This window comes from Streptococcus sp. 263_SSPC (assembly GCF_001071995.1).
Taxonomy (GTDB): Bacteria; Bacillota; Bacilli; order Lactobacillales; family Aerococcaceae; genus Granulicatella.
This window is the reverse complement of record NZ_JVNU01000040.1, coordinates 1-16,933: the sequence shown is the minus strand read 5'-3', so window position 1 is coordinate 16,933 and position 16,933 is coordinate 1. Positions and strand designations below refer to the sequence as shown.

At 40.2% G+C, this 16,933-nt stretch carries 18 protein-coding genes; 16 read left to right on the top strand and 2 right to left on the bottom strand.

Annotated features, from left to right (window positions below; translation table 11 throughout):
* Window positions 1-15 precede the first annotated feature (15 nt).
* The 5 genes from ADH02_RS06255 (at window position 16) to ADH02_RS06235 (ending at window position 4,923) form a co-directional block, all read left to right on the top strand.
* A complete protein-coding gene (locus ADH02_RS06255; protein WP_048783487.1) occupies window positions 16-384 on the top strand; it encodes an ArsR/SmtB family transcription factor in 369 nt (122 codons plus the stop codon).
* Entirely contained in the window at window positions 377-2,506 is a 2,130-nt protein-coding gene (locus ADH02_RS06250; RefSeq protein WP_048783485.1) for a heavy metal translocating P-type ATPase, read from the top strand. The genes ADH02_RS06255 and ADH02_RS06250 overlap by 8 nt, the downstream gene beginning before the upstream one ends.
* A 182-nt stretch (window positions 2,507-2,688) precedes the next feature.
* Window positions 2,689-3,579, top strand: coding sequence for a ribosome small subunit-dependent GTPase A (rsgA, locus tag ADH02_RS06245; RefSeq protein ID WP_048783483.1), 891 nt, complete (start codon window positions 2,689-2,691; stop codon window positions 3,577-3,579).
* A gap of 16 nt (window positions 3,580-3,595) precedes the next feature.
* Complete coding sequence (rpe, locus tag ADH02_RS06240) at window positions 3,596-4,240, top strand: ribulose-phosphate 3-epimerase (RefSeq protein ID WP_039849202.1); 645 nt, start codon at window positions 3,596-3,598, stop codon at window positions 4,238-4,240.
* A gap of 11 nt (window positions 4,241-4,251) precedes the next feature.
* Window positions 4,252-4,923, top strand: a complete 672-nt coding sequence (locus tag ADH02_RS06235) for a thiamine diphosphokinase (RefSeq protein WP_048783481.1) — start codon at window positions 4,252-4,254, stop codon at window positions 4,921-4,923.
* Window positions 4,924-5,032: 109 nt separating this feature from the next.
* Here the strand turns inward: ADH02_RS06235 and ADH02_RS06230 are convergent, their stop codons facing one another.
* Window positions 5,033-5,548: an HXXEE domain-containing protein gene (locus ADH02_RS06230; protein WP_048783479.1), complete on the bottom strand. Its 516-nt coding sequence runs from the start codon at window positions 5,546-5,548 to the stop codon at window positions 5,033-5,035.
* Window positions 5,549-5,716: 168 nt separating this feature from the next.
* On the opposite strand from ADH02_RS06230, the gene ADH02_RS06225 reads away from it, so the two are divergent.
* Window positions 5,717-6,259, top strand: a complete 543-nt coding sequence (locus ADH02_RS06225; protein WP_048783477.1) for a TetR/AcrR family transcriptional regulator — start codon at window positions 5,717-5,719, stop codon at window positions 6,257-6,259.
* Window positions 6,260-7,011: 752 nt separating this feature from the next.
* Here ADH02_RS06225 and rpmB read toward each other — a convergent pair.
* Entirely contained in the window at window positions 7,012-7,200 is a 189-nt protein-coding gene (rpmB, locus tag ADH02_RS06220) for a 50S ribosomal protein L28 (RefSeq protein ID WP_048713558.1), read from the bottom strand.
* A 247-nt stretch (window positions 7,201-7,447) separates the two neighbouring features.
* Between rpmB and ADH02_RS06215 the strand changes: the two genes are divergently transcribed.
* The 10 genes from ADH02_RS06215 to ADH02_RS06170 all read left to right on the top strand — a co-directional run.
* Window positions 7,448-7,810 carry an Asp23/Gls24 family envelope stress response protein gene (locus ADH02_RS06215; RefSeq protein ID WP_048783475.1) on the top strand — a complete coding sequence of 121 codons (363 nt, stop codon included), beginning with the start codon at window positions 7,448-7,450 and terminating at the stop codon, window positions 7,808-7,810.
* A gap of 37 nt (window positions 7,811-7,847) precedes the next feature.
* Window positions 7,848-9,533 carry a DAK2 domain-containing protein gene (locus ADH02_RS06210; RefSeq protein WP_152903904.1) on the top strand — a complete coding sequence of 562 codons (1,686 nt, stop codon included), beginning with the start codon at window positions 7,848-7,850 and terminating at the stop codon, window positions 9,531-9,533.
* Between the two features lie 1,011 nt (window positions 9,534-10,544).
* Complete coding sequence (recG, locus tag ADH02_RS06205; RefSeq protein WP_048783472.1) at window positions 10,545-12,596, top strand: ATP-dependent DNA helicase RecG; 2,052 nt, start codon at window positions 10,545-10,547, stop codon at window positions 12,594-12,596.
* A 36-nt stretch (window positions 12,597-12,632) separates the two neighbouring features.
* Window positions 12,633-13,640 (top strand): phosphate acyltransferase PlsX, encoded by a 1,008-nt coding sequence (gene plsX, locus ADH02_RS06200; protein ID WP_048783470.1) that lies wholly within the window; start codon window positions 12,633-12,635, stop codon window positions 13,638-13,640.
* A gap of 153 nt (window positions 13,641-13,793) precedes the next feature.
* Complete coding sequence (locus ADH02_RS06195; RefSeq protein ID WP_048783468.1) at window positions 13,794-14,288, top strand: Lrp/AsnC family transcriptional regulator; 495 nt, start codon at window positions 13,794-13,796, stop codon at window positions 14,286-14,288.
* Window positions 14,285-15,463, top strand: coding sequence for a pyridoxal phosphate-dependent aminotransferase (locus ADH02_RS06190; protein ID WP_048783466.1), 1,179 nt, complete (start codon window positions 14,285-14,287; stop codon window positions 15,461-15,463). Before ADH02_RS06195 ends, ADH02_RS06190 begins: the two co-directional genes overlap by 4 nt.
* A 141-nt stretch (window positions 15,464-15,604) precedes the next feature.
* On the top strand, window positions 15,605-15,883 hold the full coding sequence (locus tag ADH02_RS06185; protein WP_048783464.1) for a hypothetical protein: 279 nt from the start codon (window positions 15,605-15,607) through the stop codon (window positions 15,881-15,883).
* Between the two features lie 6 nt (window positions 15,884-15,889).
* Window positions 15,890-16,249, top strand: a complete 360-nt coding sequence (locus ADH02_RS06180) for a YbaN family protein (protein ID WP_048783463.1) — start codon at window positions 15,890-15,892, stop codon at window positions 16,247-16,249.
* A 12-nt stretch (window positions 16,250-16,261) separates the two neighbouring features.
* Window positions 16,262-16,525 carry a hypothetical protein gene (locus tag ADH02_RS06175; protein ID WP_048783461.1) on the top strand — a complete coding sequence of 88 codons (264 nt, stop codon included), beginning with the start codon at window positions 16,262-16,264 and terminating at the stop codon, window positions 16,523-16,525.
* Between the two features lie 113 nt (window positions 16,526-16,638).
* Window positions 16,639-16,933 (top strand): transposase (locus tag ADH02_RS06170; RefSeq protein ID WP_048782010.1); only part of this gene is annotated, 295 nt, incomplete at its 3' end.

Sequence of the window (16,933 nt, the reverse complement as noted above, 5' to 3'; positions counted from 1 at the left end):
TATTGAGGTAAGAATATGATTAAAAAAGATACTTGTGAAATTTATTGTTATGACGAAGAAAAGGTCAATCGAATACAAGATAATTTACAGACAGTAGATATTTCTAGTGTTGCCCAAATATTAAAAGCTATTGCAGATAAAAATAGAGTAAAAATTACCTATGCATTGTGTCAAGATGACGAACTGTGTGTGTGTGATATTGCAAATATTATAGGTGTTACGGTTGCAAATGCCTCTCATCACCTACGAACGCTGCATAAGCAAGGGATTGTTAAGTTTCGAAAAGAGGGAAAACTTGCATTTTATTCATTAGATGATGAGCATATCAGACAAATTATGATGATTGCATTGGCACTTAAGAAAGAGGTGAAGATCAATGTCTAGTGGGAAAGCAAAACAGTTCGAAGAAGAAATGAAAGCCTATCGTGTTCAAGGATTTACTTGTACTAACTGTGCAGCCATTTTTGAAAATAATGTTAAAGAACTTCCCGGTGTTCAGGATGCGAAAGTAAATTTCGGAGCATCTAAAGTTTATGTTAAAGGGACGACAACCATTGAAGAATTAGAAAAAGCAGGAGCATTTGAAAATTTAAAAATTCGAGATGAAAAAGAACAAAGGGTAGAAGGAGAACCTTTTTGGAAGCAGAAAGAAAACATTAAGGTATATATATCAGCTCTTTTACTTGTAGTTAGCTGGTTCTTAGGAGAGCAGTATGGTGAAGAGCATGTTCTACCGACAATTGGTTATGCAGCGTCCATTTTAATCGGTGGATATTCGTTATTTATTAAAGGTCTCAAAAATTTAAGCAGATTAAATTTCGATATGAATACGCTTATGACTATTGCCATTATAGGAGCTGCAATTATTGGTGAATGGGGTGAAGGGGCAACCGTTGTTATCCTATTTGCGATTAGTGAAGCATTAGAGCGTTATTCAATGGATAAAGCACGTCAATCTATTGAATCTTTAATGGATATTGCCCCAAAAGAAGCGTTAATTCGACGAGGCAATGAAGAAATGATGATTCATGTTGATGAGATTCAAGTTGGAGACATCATGATAGTTAAGCCCGGTCAAAAGTTAGCAATGGATGGAATAGTGGTTAAAGGTACATCGACATTAAATCAGGCTGCGATTACAGGTGAAAGTGTTCCAGTAACGAAAATCACAAATGATGAAGTATTTGCAGGAACCTTGAATGAAGAAGGGTTACTTGAGGTTAAAGTAACAAAACAAGTTGAAGATACCACTCTTTCAAAAATCATTCACTTGGTAGAAGAAGCCCAAGCAGAACGGGCCCCCTCTCAAGCGTTTGTCGAGAAATTTGCAAAATACTATACACCAGCTATTGTCATACTAGCTCTTTTAATTGCAGTAGTTCCACCATTATTTGGCGGAGACTGGAGCCAATGGATTTATCAAGGATTAGCTGTATTAGTGGTTGGTTGTCCTTGTGCCTTAGTAGTCTCAACTCCAGTTGCTGTGGTTACAGCAATAGGAAATGCAGCGAAAAATGGTGTATTAATTAAAGGTGGTATCCATTTAGAAGCAGCAGGACACTTAAAAGCGATAGCCTTTGATAAAACAGGAACATTAACCAAAGGAATTCCAGCTGTAACAGACATTGTGACATATGGTAGAAATGAAAATGAATTAATAACCATAACATCAGCCATTGAAAAAGGATCGCAGCACCCTCTTGCTTCAGCGATTATGCGAAAAGCAGAAGAAAATGGATTAAAATTCAATGAAGTAACAGTAGAGGATTTTCAATCTATTACAGGTAAAGGCGTTAAAGCCAAAATAAATAATGAAATGTATTATGTGGGAAGTCAAAATCTTTTTGAGGAATTACACGGAAGCATTTCAAGCGATAAAAAAGAAAAAATTGCCGATATGCAAACTCAAGGTAAAACGGTGATGGTGTTAGGAACAGAAAAAGAAATTCTTTCGTTTATTGCCGTAGCCGATGAAATGAGGGAATCGTCTAAAGAAGTTATCGGCAAGTTGAACAATATGGGAATCGAAACAGTGATGCTAACAGGCGATAACCAAAGAACGGCAACAGCCATCGGAAAACAAGTTGGTGTTTCGGATATTAAAGCTGACTTACTTCCAGAAGATAAGCTTAATTTTATTAAAGAACTTCGAGAAAAACATCAAAGTGTGGGGATGGTCGGAGATGGCGTGAATGATGCTCCAGCCCTTGCGGCATCTACCGTTGGTGTAGCAATGGGTGGTGCTGGAACTGATACAGCTTTAGAAACGGCTGACATCGCCTTAATGTCTGATGATTTGAGTAAATTGCCATATACAATAAAATTAAGTCGTAAGGCTTTAGCAATCATCAAGCAAAACATTACCTTCTCTTTGGCGATTAAATTAGTGGCATTACTTTTGGTCATGCCCGGTTGGTTAACACTTTGGATAGCGATATTTGCTGATATGGGAGCAACTTTACTTGTAACATTAAACAGTTTACGCTTATTGAAAATCAAAGAATAGGTTCTAAAATGGGTATACTGACCCCAAAAAGTTAGACAGAAAATCTAACTTTTGGGGTGTTTTTATTTAATTCTCATTTACGGGGGTCAGTGCCTTTCAGTAATGCTTTTTTTCTTCAAGTCATTTGTCATGCGTTCTCGTTCGCTATATAATAAGTATATCTTTACTTTGAAGGAGTACTTATGACTCAAGGAATTATTATTAAAGCGTTGAGCGGGTTCTACTATATTGAATCGGATGGAGTCATCTATCAAACTCGTGCGCGCGGAGTTTTCCGCAAACGAGGCCAATCGCCACTTGTTGGGGATGTGGTGGAGTTCGAGAGTAGTAATTTGCAGGAAGGAACGCTAACGAAAATCTTGCCGCGAAAGAATGCCATCGTTCGTCCGCCTGTTGCCAATGTGGATGTCGGGATTATCGTGATGTCGGCTGTCGAACCAGAATTTTCGACGCATTTAGTGGACCGCTTCCTCGTCTACTTGGAAGGCTTGGATGTGAAACCAGTCATCATGATTACGAAGACGGACTTGCTGGATGAGGCAGGGATGTCACGCCTCGTGGACATTAAGGCGCGTTATGAAAAAATCGGCTATCCGGTTTATTTCGGGCAAGAAGTGATGAAGGATAAAGCACCATTGTTAGAAAGCCTACGTGGTGAGAAGGTCATCTTCTTAGGGCAGTCTGGGGTTGGAAAATCGACCTTGCTGAACGAGATGATTCCAGATTTAAACCAAGAAACGGGAGAGATTTCAAATGCATTAGGGCGTGGGCGTCATACGACTCGTCACGTATCGCTTCATGAAATCGAAGGCGTGTGGATTGCGGATACTCCGGGATTCAGTACGGTTGATTTTATGGAGATTGAAAAAGAAGACTTACCGCATTTATTCCCTGAGTTTGTCGAAGTAGAGCATGAATGTAAGTTCAGAGAGTGTTCGCACCAACATGAGCCAAACTGTGCTGTGATTGCCGGAGTGGAATCAGGGGACATTTGGCAAGAGCGATACGACCATTATTTGAATTTCTATGAAGAACTGGACCAAAGAAAACCAGTCTATAAACGAAAAAAGTAGATAGAGGAGACAGAACATGAAAGTAGCACCATCAATTTTAAGCGCAAATTTTGCAACACTAGGAGAAGACGTTAAGAAAGTCGAAAAATTAGGAGCAGACTGGATCCATATCGATGCCATGGACGGACAATTCGTTCCAAACTTAACATTAGGACCAAACATCGTTGAAGGATTACGTCCTGTGACTGATTTAGTATTAGACTGCCATTTAATGGTACAAAACCCAGAACGTTTCATTCCACAATTCGCAAAAGCAGGAGCAGACTACATCTCTGTTCACGTGGAAGCAACGCCACATATCCACCGTGCGCTTCAAGCGATTAAAGCAGAAGGCGTAAAAGCTGGTGTCGTGATTAACCCAGGAACACCAGTCAGTGCCATTTCAGCAGTCTTAAGCGAAGTAGACTTAGTATTGGTGATGACAGTGAACCCAGGATTTGGCGGTCAATCATTCATTCCAGAAACATTGGATAAAGTACGCGAATTAGTCGCATTGCGCGAAGAAAAAGGCTACCACTACTTAATCGAAGTGGATGGCGGAGTGAACGGTGAAACAGCAAAACTTTGCGCTGCTGCAGGGGTAGACGTTGCCGTTGCCGGTTCATATGTATACTATGCAGACGATATTAAAGCTGCGATTGATTCAATTAAAGAGGCATAAGAGGGACGAAGATGGAAGTTGTGATTATCTTGGGAGGACCAAACACCAAAGAAAACATCAAGGAGCTCTTAGAAAACCGATACGGTAAGGCCTATGAAGACTTCCGCTTTGTCGGCGTCGATGGTGGCGCGCTTCGGTTATTAGACCAGCATCTTCCCATGGAAGTAGCGATTGGGGACTTTGATTCTGTGACAAAAGAACAGCGCGACTTGATTCATGAAGCAGCGGGTACTATTGTCCAGCTCCCTTCTGAAAAAGACGATACTGATTTTGAGGCAGCTTTATTATGGGTGAAGGAGCATTACGAAGGAACACCGATTCATGTACTCGGTTCCTTTGGCGGGCGAGTGGACCACGCGATTAGCACCTTATGGACGATGATGCGACCAGACTTAGCACCGCTTATTCCATACGTGGTATTTGAGGATGCAACGAATGTCGTGAATTTCATCCAGCCAGGCACATACACGATTGAAAAGATGGACTTTACGAAGTACTTATCTTTTATTAGTATGACTCCTGTGGAAAATGTAACCCTCGTTGATGTGAAATACACGCTCGATTCAAAAAGCTACGCATATCCAGTGGCCCTCGTCAGCAATGAATTTACAAGTGACAAGATGACCATCTCCTTTACAAAAGGACTCATCTTAGTCGCCCAAACTCGAGATCATTGGAGATAAAACAAACATCGCACAATTAAATTGCACCCCAAAGGTTAGATAAAAAATCTAAGTTTTGGGGTGCTTTAATTATGAAGTTGAGTTATGCGAAGACAGTTCAACCACCTATTCAAATTTGTTTTGCGTATTTTTCTAAATGTGTTTGGATTTTTGGCATGATGAGATGCATGATTTTAAGATTCGAAAAAGCTATTACCATGGCCAATAAAAGATAGACAACGACTGATAACAAAGAAACGTCAGAAGGCCAATAGTGGAAAATAATCATTAAAACCATTGGCAGCTCTAGTGTTACTGTGACGACTCCAGGAACATAGCCTCTAAATTGCAGGCACATGATATAATGGATTATGAAATGAGATGTATACGCTACTACAAAAGATAAGTAGAGTAGGCTGTTGTGAGTCAATTGGCAAAATCCAGAAATAAACAGCAAAATGATAAACTCTTCTAAAACGCCTACTGCAAAGGCAGACCCTTGTGTAACAGAACCAAAGAACGGTATCTTAAAAGTTGCTAACTTTTGATGATGGCGTATTTTCCATAAGGGCATAACAATCATTTCTTCAAAATCGTGTAAAATAAATAAAATAGGTAGCATCCAAACGTTAAAAAGAATGCTCATATTGTTTACCTCCTTAGTAACAACTAACAATTGTATAATGTTAACGATAAATTTTAATTATCTATCACGCGCGATAGTTTTAGTGTAAGGAGATACGATTTCAAAAACAAGATGTTAAGTGAAATTGGCACAGTTTGACCAAAAGTGTGCCAGGAAAGGAAAAGTATCATGGAATATCAAACGCGACAATGGTTGGAAGAAGCCTTGTTTGATTTGTTAGCAACTAGAAAGTCTTTGCAAAACATTAGCATCGCAGAACTCAGCGAACATGCTCAGATTGCTAGACGAACGTTTTATCGTTATTACCATTCAAAAGAGGAAGTCCTCACGAACTATATCGACCGCTTAATCCAGAGATATATTATCGAACTTCAAACAGAAAAATTGGATGATTTTGAGGATCTTGTAAACTTATTTTTTAAGTACTGGAGCCAGTACACTGAACCATTAAAAATTTTGCAAGATGCAAGATTGCAAGCACTTGTTTTACAAAGGTGGTATGATAAGCTTCCTGCTGTTTATACTAGCATAAAGGCACCTTGGCATATCACAAACAGTACGCAAAGACAAATCAATTATGATAGTAGATTTATTATCGGTGGTCTCTACAATGTTTTTGATGAATGGTTAAAAACAGATAGTCAAACAATGCCTATTGATGAATTAGTCACTACAACCTTAAACACTATAAAACGTGTAAAGGGAAGTTAATTAAGAAGCTGAGATTTTTAGGATAGTCATGAACGTTCCAACTACTTGTTTTAAAAATATCTAAAACAAGAGATAGCTTGTATTTTTCACAAAGAGTTTTGAAATTCCAAAATTCACTTATAAGTGAATTTTGGGATTTTTACGTACGCTGTTATTTTCAAAGAGAGGTGCTCTATGTTTCTTATAGATAAGCCTTTTTCGGAAGTTGCAAATCCAACAGGCTTCAAAATTTACAAATGATGTAAATAGATTTCATTTTATTGAGAAGCCTTCAAAGCGTATAACAATGGGCTTTTCACAAACTCCATTTTTTTGAAATAAAACGCAAAAAAGCGTGAGAAGCACCACCCATGGTCCCTTGGTTTCCTGGCATTAATCTCAGGTAAAGTAGAGTTGAAAAGAGTGGCGGATCCTAACTCTTTGGTTTATAAGAGGCTTGAAAAGAGCGAAAACTTCTAGAGACAGAAAAAGATATTTGAGGAAATAGCGGTTAGTGTAATGAATAAGTAACCAATGTGAATTACCAAGGGTTAGCGACTCGTCGCTTATCCTTGGTTTGAAGCTTGGTAGGCAAGGAGACTTTAGGCTCCTGCCGGTACCATTACACTAAATTCCGCTATGCATTCCTTCAAATATCTTTGAATGTCTTTTAGCAGTTTCAATTCTCTTTTCAAGCCTTCGGCTTATTTATTTTTAGAAAAACAAAAAGAGCTTAGGGATATCGCCTAAGCTCTTTTTAATAGTGCTCTGTATTAAACACGTTCTACTTTACCTGATTTTAATGCACGAGTTGAAACCCATACTTTTTTAGGCTTGCCATCGATTAAAACGCGAACTTTTTGTAAGTTTGGTTTCCAAGTACGACGGTTAGCGTTCATAGCGTGAGAACGAGTGTTACCTGTTTCAGCACGACGTCCAGTGAAATAACATACTTTAGCCATTGTTATTCTCCTCCTTTATTTAATTCATTATCAGCTGATATAATTTTGAACTAAATCATATACTTAAATAATTTAGCATAGTTGACCTTAGATTGCAAGCGAGCAGGTTAATGAGTTTCTAAGAGGGTTAAAAATTGGTAAAAGGCTAGGTAAACCGCTTGGAATATGATATTATAGTATAGAAATAATGTGTCAATCTGTCTAAAAATTAGGCAGACACCTTTATACATTTAAGGGAGGTATTTGTATGACAGTGAAAATTCAAACAGAAAATGGACAAATTGAACTTAGCAATGAAGTGATTGCAACGGTTGTTGGTGGAGCCGCTACAGATAACTATGGTGTTGTTGGTATGGCAAGCCGCAATCAAATCCGCGACAACTTTAATGAAATCTTGAAGAAAGAAAACTTCACTCGTGGAGTTGTGATTCGTCAAGAAGACGATGGTGTTGCAGTGGATGTCTACATTATTGTAGGTTATGGTACAAAAATTTCTGCGATTTGTAGAAACGTACAAGAACAAGTGAAATATAACTTAGAAACAATGTTAGGATTTGCTGCAAAAACAGTGAATGTCTATGTTCAAGGAGTTAAAATCATCGAAGCGTAATGCTTGTTGATTCTAGTCAGGAGGAAATAAGAATAATATGGCAACTATGAAAACAATTACGGCTCAAGATTTCCGCGCAATGGTGGAAATCGGTGAAATGCGTTTATCTGAAAACGCAGAATTCGTAAACTCATTAAACGTATTCCCAGTACCAGACGGAGACACAGGGACAAACATGATGCTCTCATTCAAATCTGGTGCGGAACGTGTTGCAAACTCTACAGCAACAACTGTAGGTGATTTAGCACAAGATTTAGCAAAAGGATTATTAATGGGTGCTCGTGGGAACTCAGGGGTTATCTTATCTCAATTATTCCGTGGTTTCTCTAAAGCCGTTGTCGGAAAAGATGAAATCACTGGTGAAGAATTAGCGCAAGCATTTACGAACGGTGTGGAAACAGCTTATAAAGCGGTTATGAAACCTGTAGAAGGTACAATCCTTACAGTTGCTCGTGAATCAGCTAAACGTGGTGTTCGTAAGTTAGAAACTTCAAACGACATCATCGAAGTAATGGGATCTGTTTTACGTGGTGCTGAAAAAGCATTAGCGAAAACTCCAGATTTATTACCAGTATTAAAAGAAGTTGGCGTAGTGGACTCAGGTGGTCAAGGTCTTGTATTCATTTACAACGGATTCTTCGAAGCATTAACAGGGGAAGCAGTTCCTGTTCAATCATTACAAAGCAATAAAATCGATTTAACTTCAGTGGCTCACCACGAAGCAGGCGTTGACTACGAACACGTATCAACAGGCGACATCAAATTCGGTTACTGTACTGAAATCATGGTGAAAATCGGTGAAGGCGAAACAGTCGTAGATACTTTCGACTACGATACTTTCCGTAACTATTTAAACGAACTTGGAGATTCTTTATTAGTAGTAGCTGACGATGAAATCATCAAAGTACACGTGCATACAGAACGTCCAGGGGAAGTCATGAACTACGGACAACGCTTCGGTTCATTAATGAAAGTGAAAGTGGACAACATGCGCTTGCAACACGAAGAAGTGTTAAAAACAGACTACACTGCAAAAGTTAAAGAAGCAGCGCAAAAACAAAAAGCGGAATACGGAATCGTGGCAGTTGCTGCAGGTGAAGGGATTCAAGAATTATTCAAGAGCATGGGTGTAACGACAATCATCAACGGTGGTCAAACAATGAACCCAAGTACAGAAGATATTCTTCAAGCGGTAAAAGAAGCACATGCTGAAAAAGTTATCGTGTTACCAAACAACAAAAACATTCAAATGGCTGCAAACCAAGCGGCTGAAGTGTCAGAAGATGCTGCAGTTGCCGTAGTTGCAACTCGTACAATCTCAGAAGGGTTAGCTTCATTATTAGCCTTCAACCCAGAAGCAAGCTTAGAAGATAACAAAGCTGCAATGAGCGAACAAATGGCGCTTGTATCAAGTGGTCAAATCACTAACGCTGTTCGCGATACAAACATTGATGGTGTTGAAATTAAGAAAGACGACTTCATGGGGATTGTTGACGGTAAGATTTTAGTAAGTATTGCGGGACGTAAGGAAGCAACTCTTGCGACGATTGATAAAATGATCAACGACGATTCAGAGATCCTAACAATCATCTATGGTGAAGACGCAGACGCAAGCGAAGTGGAAGAAATCACTGAAGCTGTAGAAGCGAAATACCCTGATGTAGAGGTTGAAGTCCATGAAGGAAACCAACCAGTATACACTTACTTATTATCTGTAGAATAATAAAAAATAATTGAAAGACTTCGAATCCTTACGGATTCCTCTATAATAACTGTAATGGGGTACCGGTTCGAGCCGAAGTCTCTCACCTTTAAAGCCTCAAAGCTGGAGTAAGGAATAAATTCCTAACTCCAGCTTTTTCGCATTTAATACCATTCCCCATTACTGTTATTATAGAATCCGTAAGTTTCTCCGTCTTTCGATTTTTCTCTTATTAATAAGTAAGTGTACTGGTTGGTTTTCATGCTCACATCAGGGGATTTCGCTGAGCAGCTGGCGCTTTCTAAATTTCTCTTGCTTCTGAGTCTTCACTCGCCTCGGAAGGGAAAATAGCGCACTGAGTGGGTGCTCCCTAGTTTTTTTAGTGCGGAAAGGTTCAACGAGGGAAGACTGCACTTTGTGGAATGCAGACAAAAACTTCTGGCACTGTAAGAGTTGAGGAGGGAGGAAGGAAAGTTGAAGGAGTGAAGATTCTTTTGGGCTTTACTCGATGTAGACTGGGAAGACTGCACTTTGTGGAATGCAGATCAAAACACCCTGCACTGTAACGGTCAAGGAGGGAGGAAGGAAAATGAGGGAGGGCAGTGTCTTGAAATATTCCTGGGAAGCCTTTCGGATTCTATATTCGCATGAATAGCGAGCGTACTCGATGCGAATTACTGATACTTGGAAAGAATTAGCACTTCAATAAGTGGAATGCACACCAAAACTCCCAGCAATGTAAGAGTTGAGGAGGGAGGAAGGAAAGTTGAAGGAGTGAAGATTCTTTAGGATTTCATCGGAATCACAGTACCGAGTAAGCAACCAATGTGAATTAGCGAGGGTTAGGAATTTATTCCTTAGCCTCGCTTTGAAGCTTGGTAACCCTGAGACGAAGACTCAGGGAGGTGCCGGACTTGTGATACCGATGAATAAATCCTAAAGAGAATCTTCACGACTGTTGTAACTTTCCTTCCTCTTGACGATTAAAGAGAACTTGAATTACACTTATTAAAGTAGAAAGGATGTGATTGGATGAATGAAGTCTTTCAAAGTGTGCAAGTCTTGCCGGGCGTTGGACCAAAACGATTAGAGCCATTAGCCGAGCTTGGCATCGAGACAGTCTATGACTTGTTAACGCATTTTCCGTTTCGTTATGAAGATATACAGATTCGTGATGTGCAAAGTATCATGGACCAAGAGAAAGTCACGCTAAAAGGGCTAGTGGCAACACAACCAGTTGTCAGCTATTATGGCTTCAAGAAGAATCGTTTGGCGTTTCGCATGGCGATTGACCAACAAGTCATCCAAGTTGCGTTCTTTAATCAGCCGTATTTAAAAGATAAAGTGGTTCAGGGCGAAGAGATTGCTATCTACGGGAAATGGGATGCAAAGCGTTCTACCTTGATGGGGATGAAAATCTTATCGAACCGAAACGTGGAGGATGAAGAAGGTGACCAAGTCGAGGCGGTTTATCGCACGAATAAATCGTTGAAGCAGGCGACGATTCTCAAACTCGTTCGTACGGCGATGGATCGTTTTGAAGATAAAATTCCTGAAGTATTGCCAGAAGAGTTGACGGCGTCGCACCACTTGATGGGACATAGAGACGCTGTACGGGCAATGCATTTTCCAAAAGATGAACTGGAAAGACAGAGTGCGCAATATCAGCTTGTCTACCAGGAGCTCTTCTTATATCAACTGCGGTTGCAATGGATGCGTCAGAAGCGACATCAGCAAACAAAAGGTCAAGCGGTACTGTATGATAATGCTCAGTTGAAGGCCTTTATTCAGACGTTGCCGTTTGAATTGACGGATGGGCAAAAGAAAGTCGTGAATGAGATTTGCTTTGACTTGCGCGCGCCTTATGAGATGAATCGTCTCTTACAAGGGGATGTAGGGAGCGGGAAGACGATTGTGGCGACGATTGCCATGGTCGCAACGGCTCTAACAGGTAAGCAAGCAGCGCTCATGGTTCCTACAGAAATCTTGGCGGAACAACATATGCTGACGATTGAAAAATTGATTCAAGGGACACCTTTGAAGGCAGTGTTGTTAACTGGAAGTATGAATCGTTCGCAGAAAAAGCGTAAAGAGTTACTCGCACAAATTGAGAGTGGCGAGGCGAACCTTGTAATCGGGACACATGCTTTGTTCCAACAAGATGTGAACTTTAAAGACTTGGCCTTTGTCGTCATCGACGAGCAACATCGCTTCGGGGTGCAACAACGTCAGGCACTCGCTGGAAAAGGAGCAGGCGTGAACGTCCTTCAAATGACGGCAACGCCGATTCCTCGTACGCTGGCGATTACGGCTTTTGGGGAAATGGATACGTCTATTTTGAGTGAAATTCCTCGTGGCCGTCAGCCAATTAAAACATCTTGGGTTCGCGAGCAGGAAATGGAGCAGATTTTTAACTTCGTGGAACGTCAAATTCAAGAAGGGCGACAAGCATATATGATTTCGCCACTGATTGAAGAGTCGGAACATCTCGATGTGCAAAACGCTGAAGAGATTTACCGCATGATTTCAGCGCATTTCTCAGACCGCGTGAAAGTGGGACTCCTGCACGGGAAAATGCCGGCGGAAGAAAAAGAAGCGGTGATGGCGGACTTTAAAGCCAACAAGCTACAAGTACTTGTTTCCACAACGGTGATTGAAGTTGGGGTGGATGTGCCGAATGCCACAGTGATGGTGATTTTAGATGCGGACCGCTTCGGGTTAGCGCAGCTGCACCAATTGCGTGGACGTGTCGGCCGTGGACAACATGCCTCAAGCTGTATTTTAGTGGCGAGTCCAAAGACCGAAAACGGGAAAGAACGCATGCGCATTATGTGCGAGTCAACGGACGGATTTTATCTCAGTCAAAAAGACTTGGAGCTCCGTGGTTCTGGGGATGTATTTGGGATTAAACAGTCCGGTATTCCAGACTTTAAGATTGCCGATTTAATACGAGATTATGATATACTAGAACAAGCACGTAAAGATGCAATCCTTTATGCCTCGGAAGATCCAGCAGGAGAAAAAGCCGAGACAAAACGCATGAAGGCATTTATCGAACAAACAACGAAAGAAATCAATGGATAACTTCACGGCCACGTGGCTAGAAGAGGAGGAACAACAATGGTAAGAATTGCAATTGACGCGATGGGTGGAGATAATGCTCCAAAAGAAATCGTCCAAGGGGTCGTCCTTGCAGCAAAGGAAATGCCAACTGTCGAGTTTCAATTATACGGAGACGAAGCAAAAGTGAACGCATGCTTGGAAGAATCCCTTCCAAATATTCGAGTGATTCACTGTTCAGAAAAAATCAATTCTGATGACGAACCAGTTAAAGCGATTCGTTCGAAGAAAGACGCTTCAATGGTCGTTGCGGCTAAAGCTGTGAAAGAAGGGGAAGCCGATGCGCTCTTCTCTTGCGGAAATACAGGGGCTCTTCTAACGGCTGGATTATTAGTGGTTGGCCGTATTAAAGGAATCGACCGTCCAGGACTAATGCCAGTGTTGCCTGTTCTTGGAAAAGACAACCGTCAATTTATTATGATGGACGTTGGAGCCAACGCGGAATGTAAACCAAAAAATGTTCACCAATTCGGTATTCTTGGAAGTTATTATTCAAAATACGTTCTTGGTTACGAAAACCCAACAGTCGGCTTATTAAATAATGGAGCTGAAGAAGGAAAAGGGAACGAACTTGCAAAAGAAGTATACGGACTCCTAAAAGAAGACGATAGCTTAAACTTCATCGGGAACGTGGAAGCTCGTGAAATCTTAACTGGTGCTGCGGATGTGGTTGTCACAGACGGATTCACAGGAAACGCCGTATTGAAAACAATCGAAGGAACAGCGCTTGCGATGATGGGACTTCTAAAAGAAGGCATCAAGGGGCAAGGTATTCAAGGAAAACTTGGCGCGCTCTTATTGAAGAATACGTTCTACGGATTAAAGAACACATTGGACTACTCACAATTCGGAGGTGCAGTGCTCTTTGGTCTTAAAGGAGCAGTCGTGAAATCACACGGTTCTTCAAAATCAGATAGCGTGTACCATGCGATGAAACAAATCGACACAATCGTATCCAGTGGAGTAATCAACGACTTAGTTGCTCACTTTGAACAAACAGCAGAGTAAAGATATAAAGCTCTCTTCTATCATGGAAGAGAGTTTTTTTGATAATATTTATAAATTTCATAAAGTCGCAATAAATTCTTAGGAATTCTAGCGAAAAAAGGGTACAATAGATAAGTACATAAAGTTGCGGACGCGACTAAAGGAGGAAAGCCTATGTTCAAAGAAGTGAACGAGCAAATCTTAAAATTAATCGAGAAGAATAGTCGTTTAACACCAGAAGAAATTGCCTCTTTATTAGAAATTGACGTGGATGAAGTGAAACGTCGTATTAAAGAGATGGAAGAAGCCAAAATTATTTGTGGCTACCATACATTAATTAATTGGGAAAAAACTGATAACGTGAATGTTTCAGCGATTATCGAATTAAAAGTAAATCCTCAAAAAGGAAAAGGATTCGACCGTATTGCAGAAAAAATCTATCATTTCCCAGAAGTGGAAGCTGTCTACTTAATGTCAGGTGGATATGATTTCATGGTGCAATTGAAGAAAGCACCAATGCGTGAGATTGCGAACTTCGTATCTTCACGTCTTTCAGTGATTGACGAAGTACAATCTACTAAAACACATGTTGTATTAAAACAATACAAAGATCACGGCACAATGTTTGTCGGTAAAGCAGATGATAAACGTCAGGTGGTTACTCCATGAATTTAGAAAATATGTTAAATAATAAAATTAAGGACTTGAAACCTTCAGGAATTCGTCGTTTCTTTGATATGGCGAGTGAATATAAAGATATTGTTTCCCTAGGGGTTGGAGAGCCTGATTTTGATACGCCTTGGCATATTCGTCAAGAAGCGATTAAAGCGTTGCAAGAAGGCCGTACATTCTATACAGCTAATGCAGGGTTGAAAGAGCTTCGTGAAGAAGTATGTATCTTTACTGAAGGCCGTCACGGGGTAAAATACGATTCAATGCACGAATGTGTGATTACTGTTGGGGGAAGTGAAGCCGTTGATATTTCAATGCGTGTTCTCTTGAACCCAGGGGATGAAGTGATTATTTGTGACCCAGGTTATGTATCATACGTTCCAGCCGTAACAATGGCCGATGGAACACCTGTGATTCTTCCGTTAAAAGAAGAAAATCAATTCCGTATCACGCCAGAAGATTTAGAAGCAGTGATTACACCGAAAACAAAAGCGATTTTAATGAACTTCCCAAATAACCCAACTGGTGCGATTATGGGACGTGAGGACTTAGAAGCGGTTTGTGAAGTGTTGAAACGCCACGACATTATCGTTGTTTCTGACGAACTATACGGAGAGCTAACATACACAGGAAAACCTCACGTATCTGTTGTAGAAATCGATGGTATGCGTGACCGTACGATTTTAATCGGAGGATTCTCAAAAGCATTCGCGATGACTGGATGGAGACTTGGGTATGCCTTAGCTCCAGCGCCAATCATGGAACAAATGTATAAGATTCACCAATTTGCGATTATGTCAGCTCCAACACTTAGCCAATATGCGGGTGTGGATGCCCTTCGTAATTCAGATGATGATATTGCAGAAATGCGCGATAGCTACAACCAACGTCGCCGTTACTTGGTGAAACGTTTCAAAGACTTAGGCATTCCTTGCTTTGAACCATTTGGAGCTTTCTACATCTTCCCGAATATCTCTCAATTCGGTTTGAGTTCTGAAGAATTCGCAATGCGCTTAGTAGAGGAAGAACGTTTAGCCGTTGTTCCAGGAACAGCCTTTGGGGACTCAGGGGAAGGCTTCCTACGTATCTCTTACGCTTACTCAATCGAAGACTTGAAGACAGCGTTAGATCGTATCGAACACTTCATTACGAAGTTAAGAAATGAAAAATAATTCAATAAAATACCGACGCTTCTTTTGGAATTGCAAGATTTCAAAAGAGGCGTTTTTTATGTATTAAAAATCGATTAAAATAAATTTACTAGTGGTTTGGGGTATGCTACACTATGCTTACTAAAAGAGAGGAGATAGTGCTTGAAAGAACGTTTTACCAAGTTTATTGATACGATTATCGCACTTGATAAGGGTGACCATACATTAACCGATAAGCAATGGATGAAGAAGCAAAGATGGATCTTCGCCCTGAAGCTGTTTTGGGTGATTGTGCTTGTGGCGACCTTCCTTCTAGCGATTAATGTCTCCGTCAGTTATTTTGTCTATTTCTTCTATTTTGTGAGTGTACTCTATATTCTGACAAAAATATTAGAGGTTTTTATCAATCGAAGAGTGGCGCAATTAGCCGAGGAGGAATAGAAAAGAATGCGAGTGGTGTATTTTATTATCGCGTGGATTTCGTTAGCGCTGGGGCTTATTGGAATTGTGCTCCCAGTACTTCCGACGACACCGTTTCTACTGCTAACAGTAGTATGTTTTTCAAAGAGTTCTACTCGGTTTGAAGAGTGGTTTCAACAGACGAAACTGTATCAACTATATGTCGCAGATTACCGTGAAACGAGGTCGATTGCGAAAAGCCGTAAGAAGAAAATTATTGTTTATATCTATATTTTGATGGCCATTTCCATTTACTTGGCTCCGATTTTGGCGGTGAAAATTGGACTTGGCGCGCTGACAGTTTTTATTACTTACTATCTATTTTGGGTAATTCCGGATAAAAAATAAGGAGTGTTTCAGATGGTTGAGAAGTTTAGGGAGAAGTTTAGAGCGTTAATAGAAGATTATAAGGTGACAAAAAATGATAACGAAGATTTTGTCTGGTGGTATGTGCAACGAGTAGCTCCATTTAATTTTCGCTACGTGATTGCAGCGGTGTTAGTGCTATGTATGGCGGCTATTTATTTTAATATTAAATACGCGCTCACAACAGTGCTCGTTTTATGGGTCATTGCCGTTACGATTACCATCGCAGAAAGAGTTTATCGAAAACTAAAACAATAATAGAAGATACAGAAGAATCTAGGGCACTGACCCCCGTAAATGAGAATTAAATAAAAACACCTCCAAGTTGGATTTGGTACAATATTATCAAATACGCATGGAGGTGTCTTTTTATGGTTAAAAATCGTGTTGCTTATTCAGCCGATACTAAAAATAAAGCCGTAGAAATGAAATTACAGGGATATAGTACAAAACAAGTAATGCAGGAGTTAAACATTAAAAACAAAACGCAAGTAGAAACATGGTTTAGATGGTATAAAAATGGAGAAACACATCGTTTCCACCAACAGGTGGGTAAACAATATTCTTATGAAAAAGGAATGGCTAAACTTTCTGAAATCGATCAATTAAAATTAGAATTACGAAGAAAAGAAGTTGAATTAGAAATATTAAAAAAATACAAGGAAT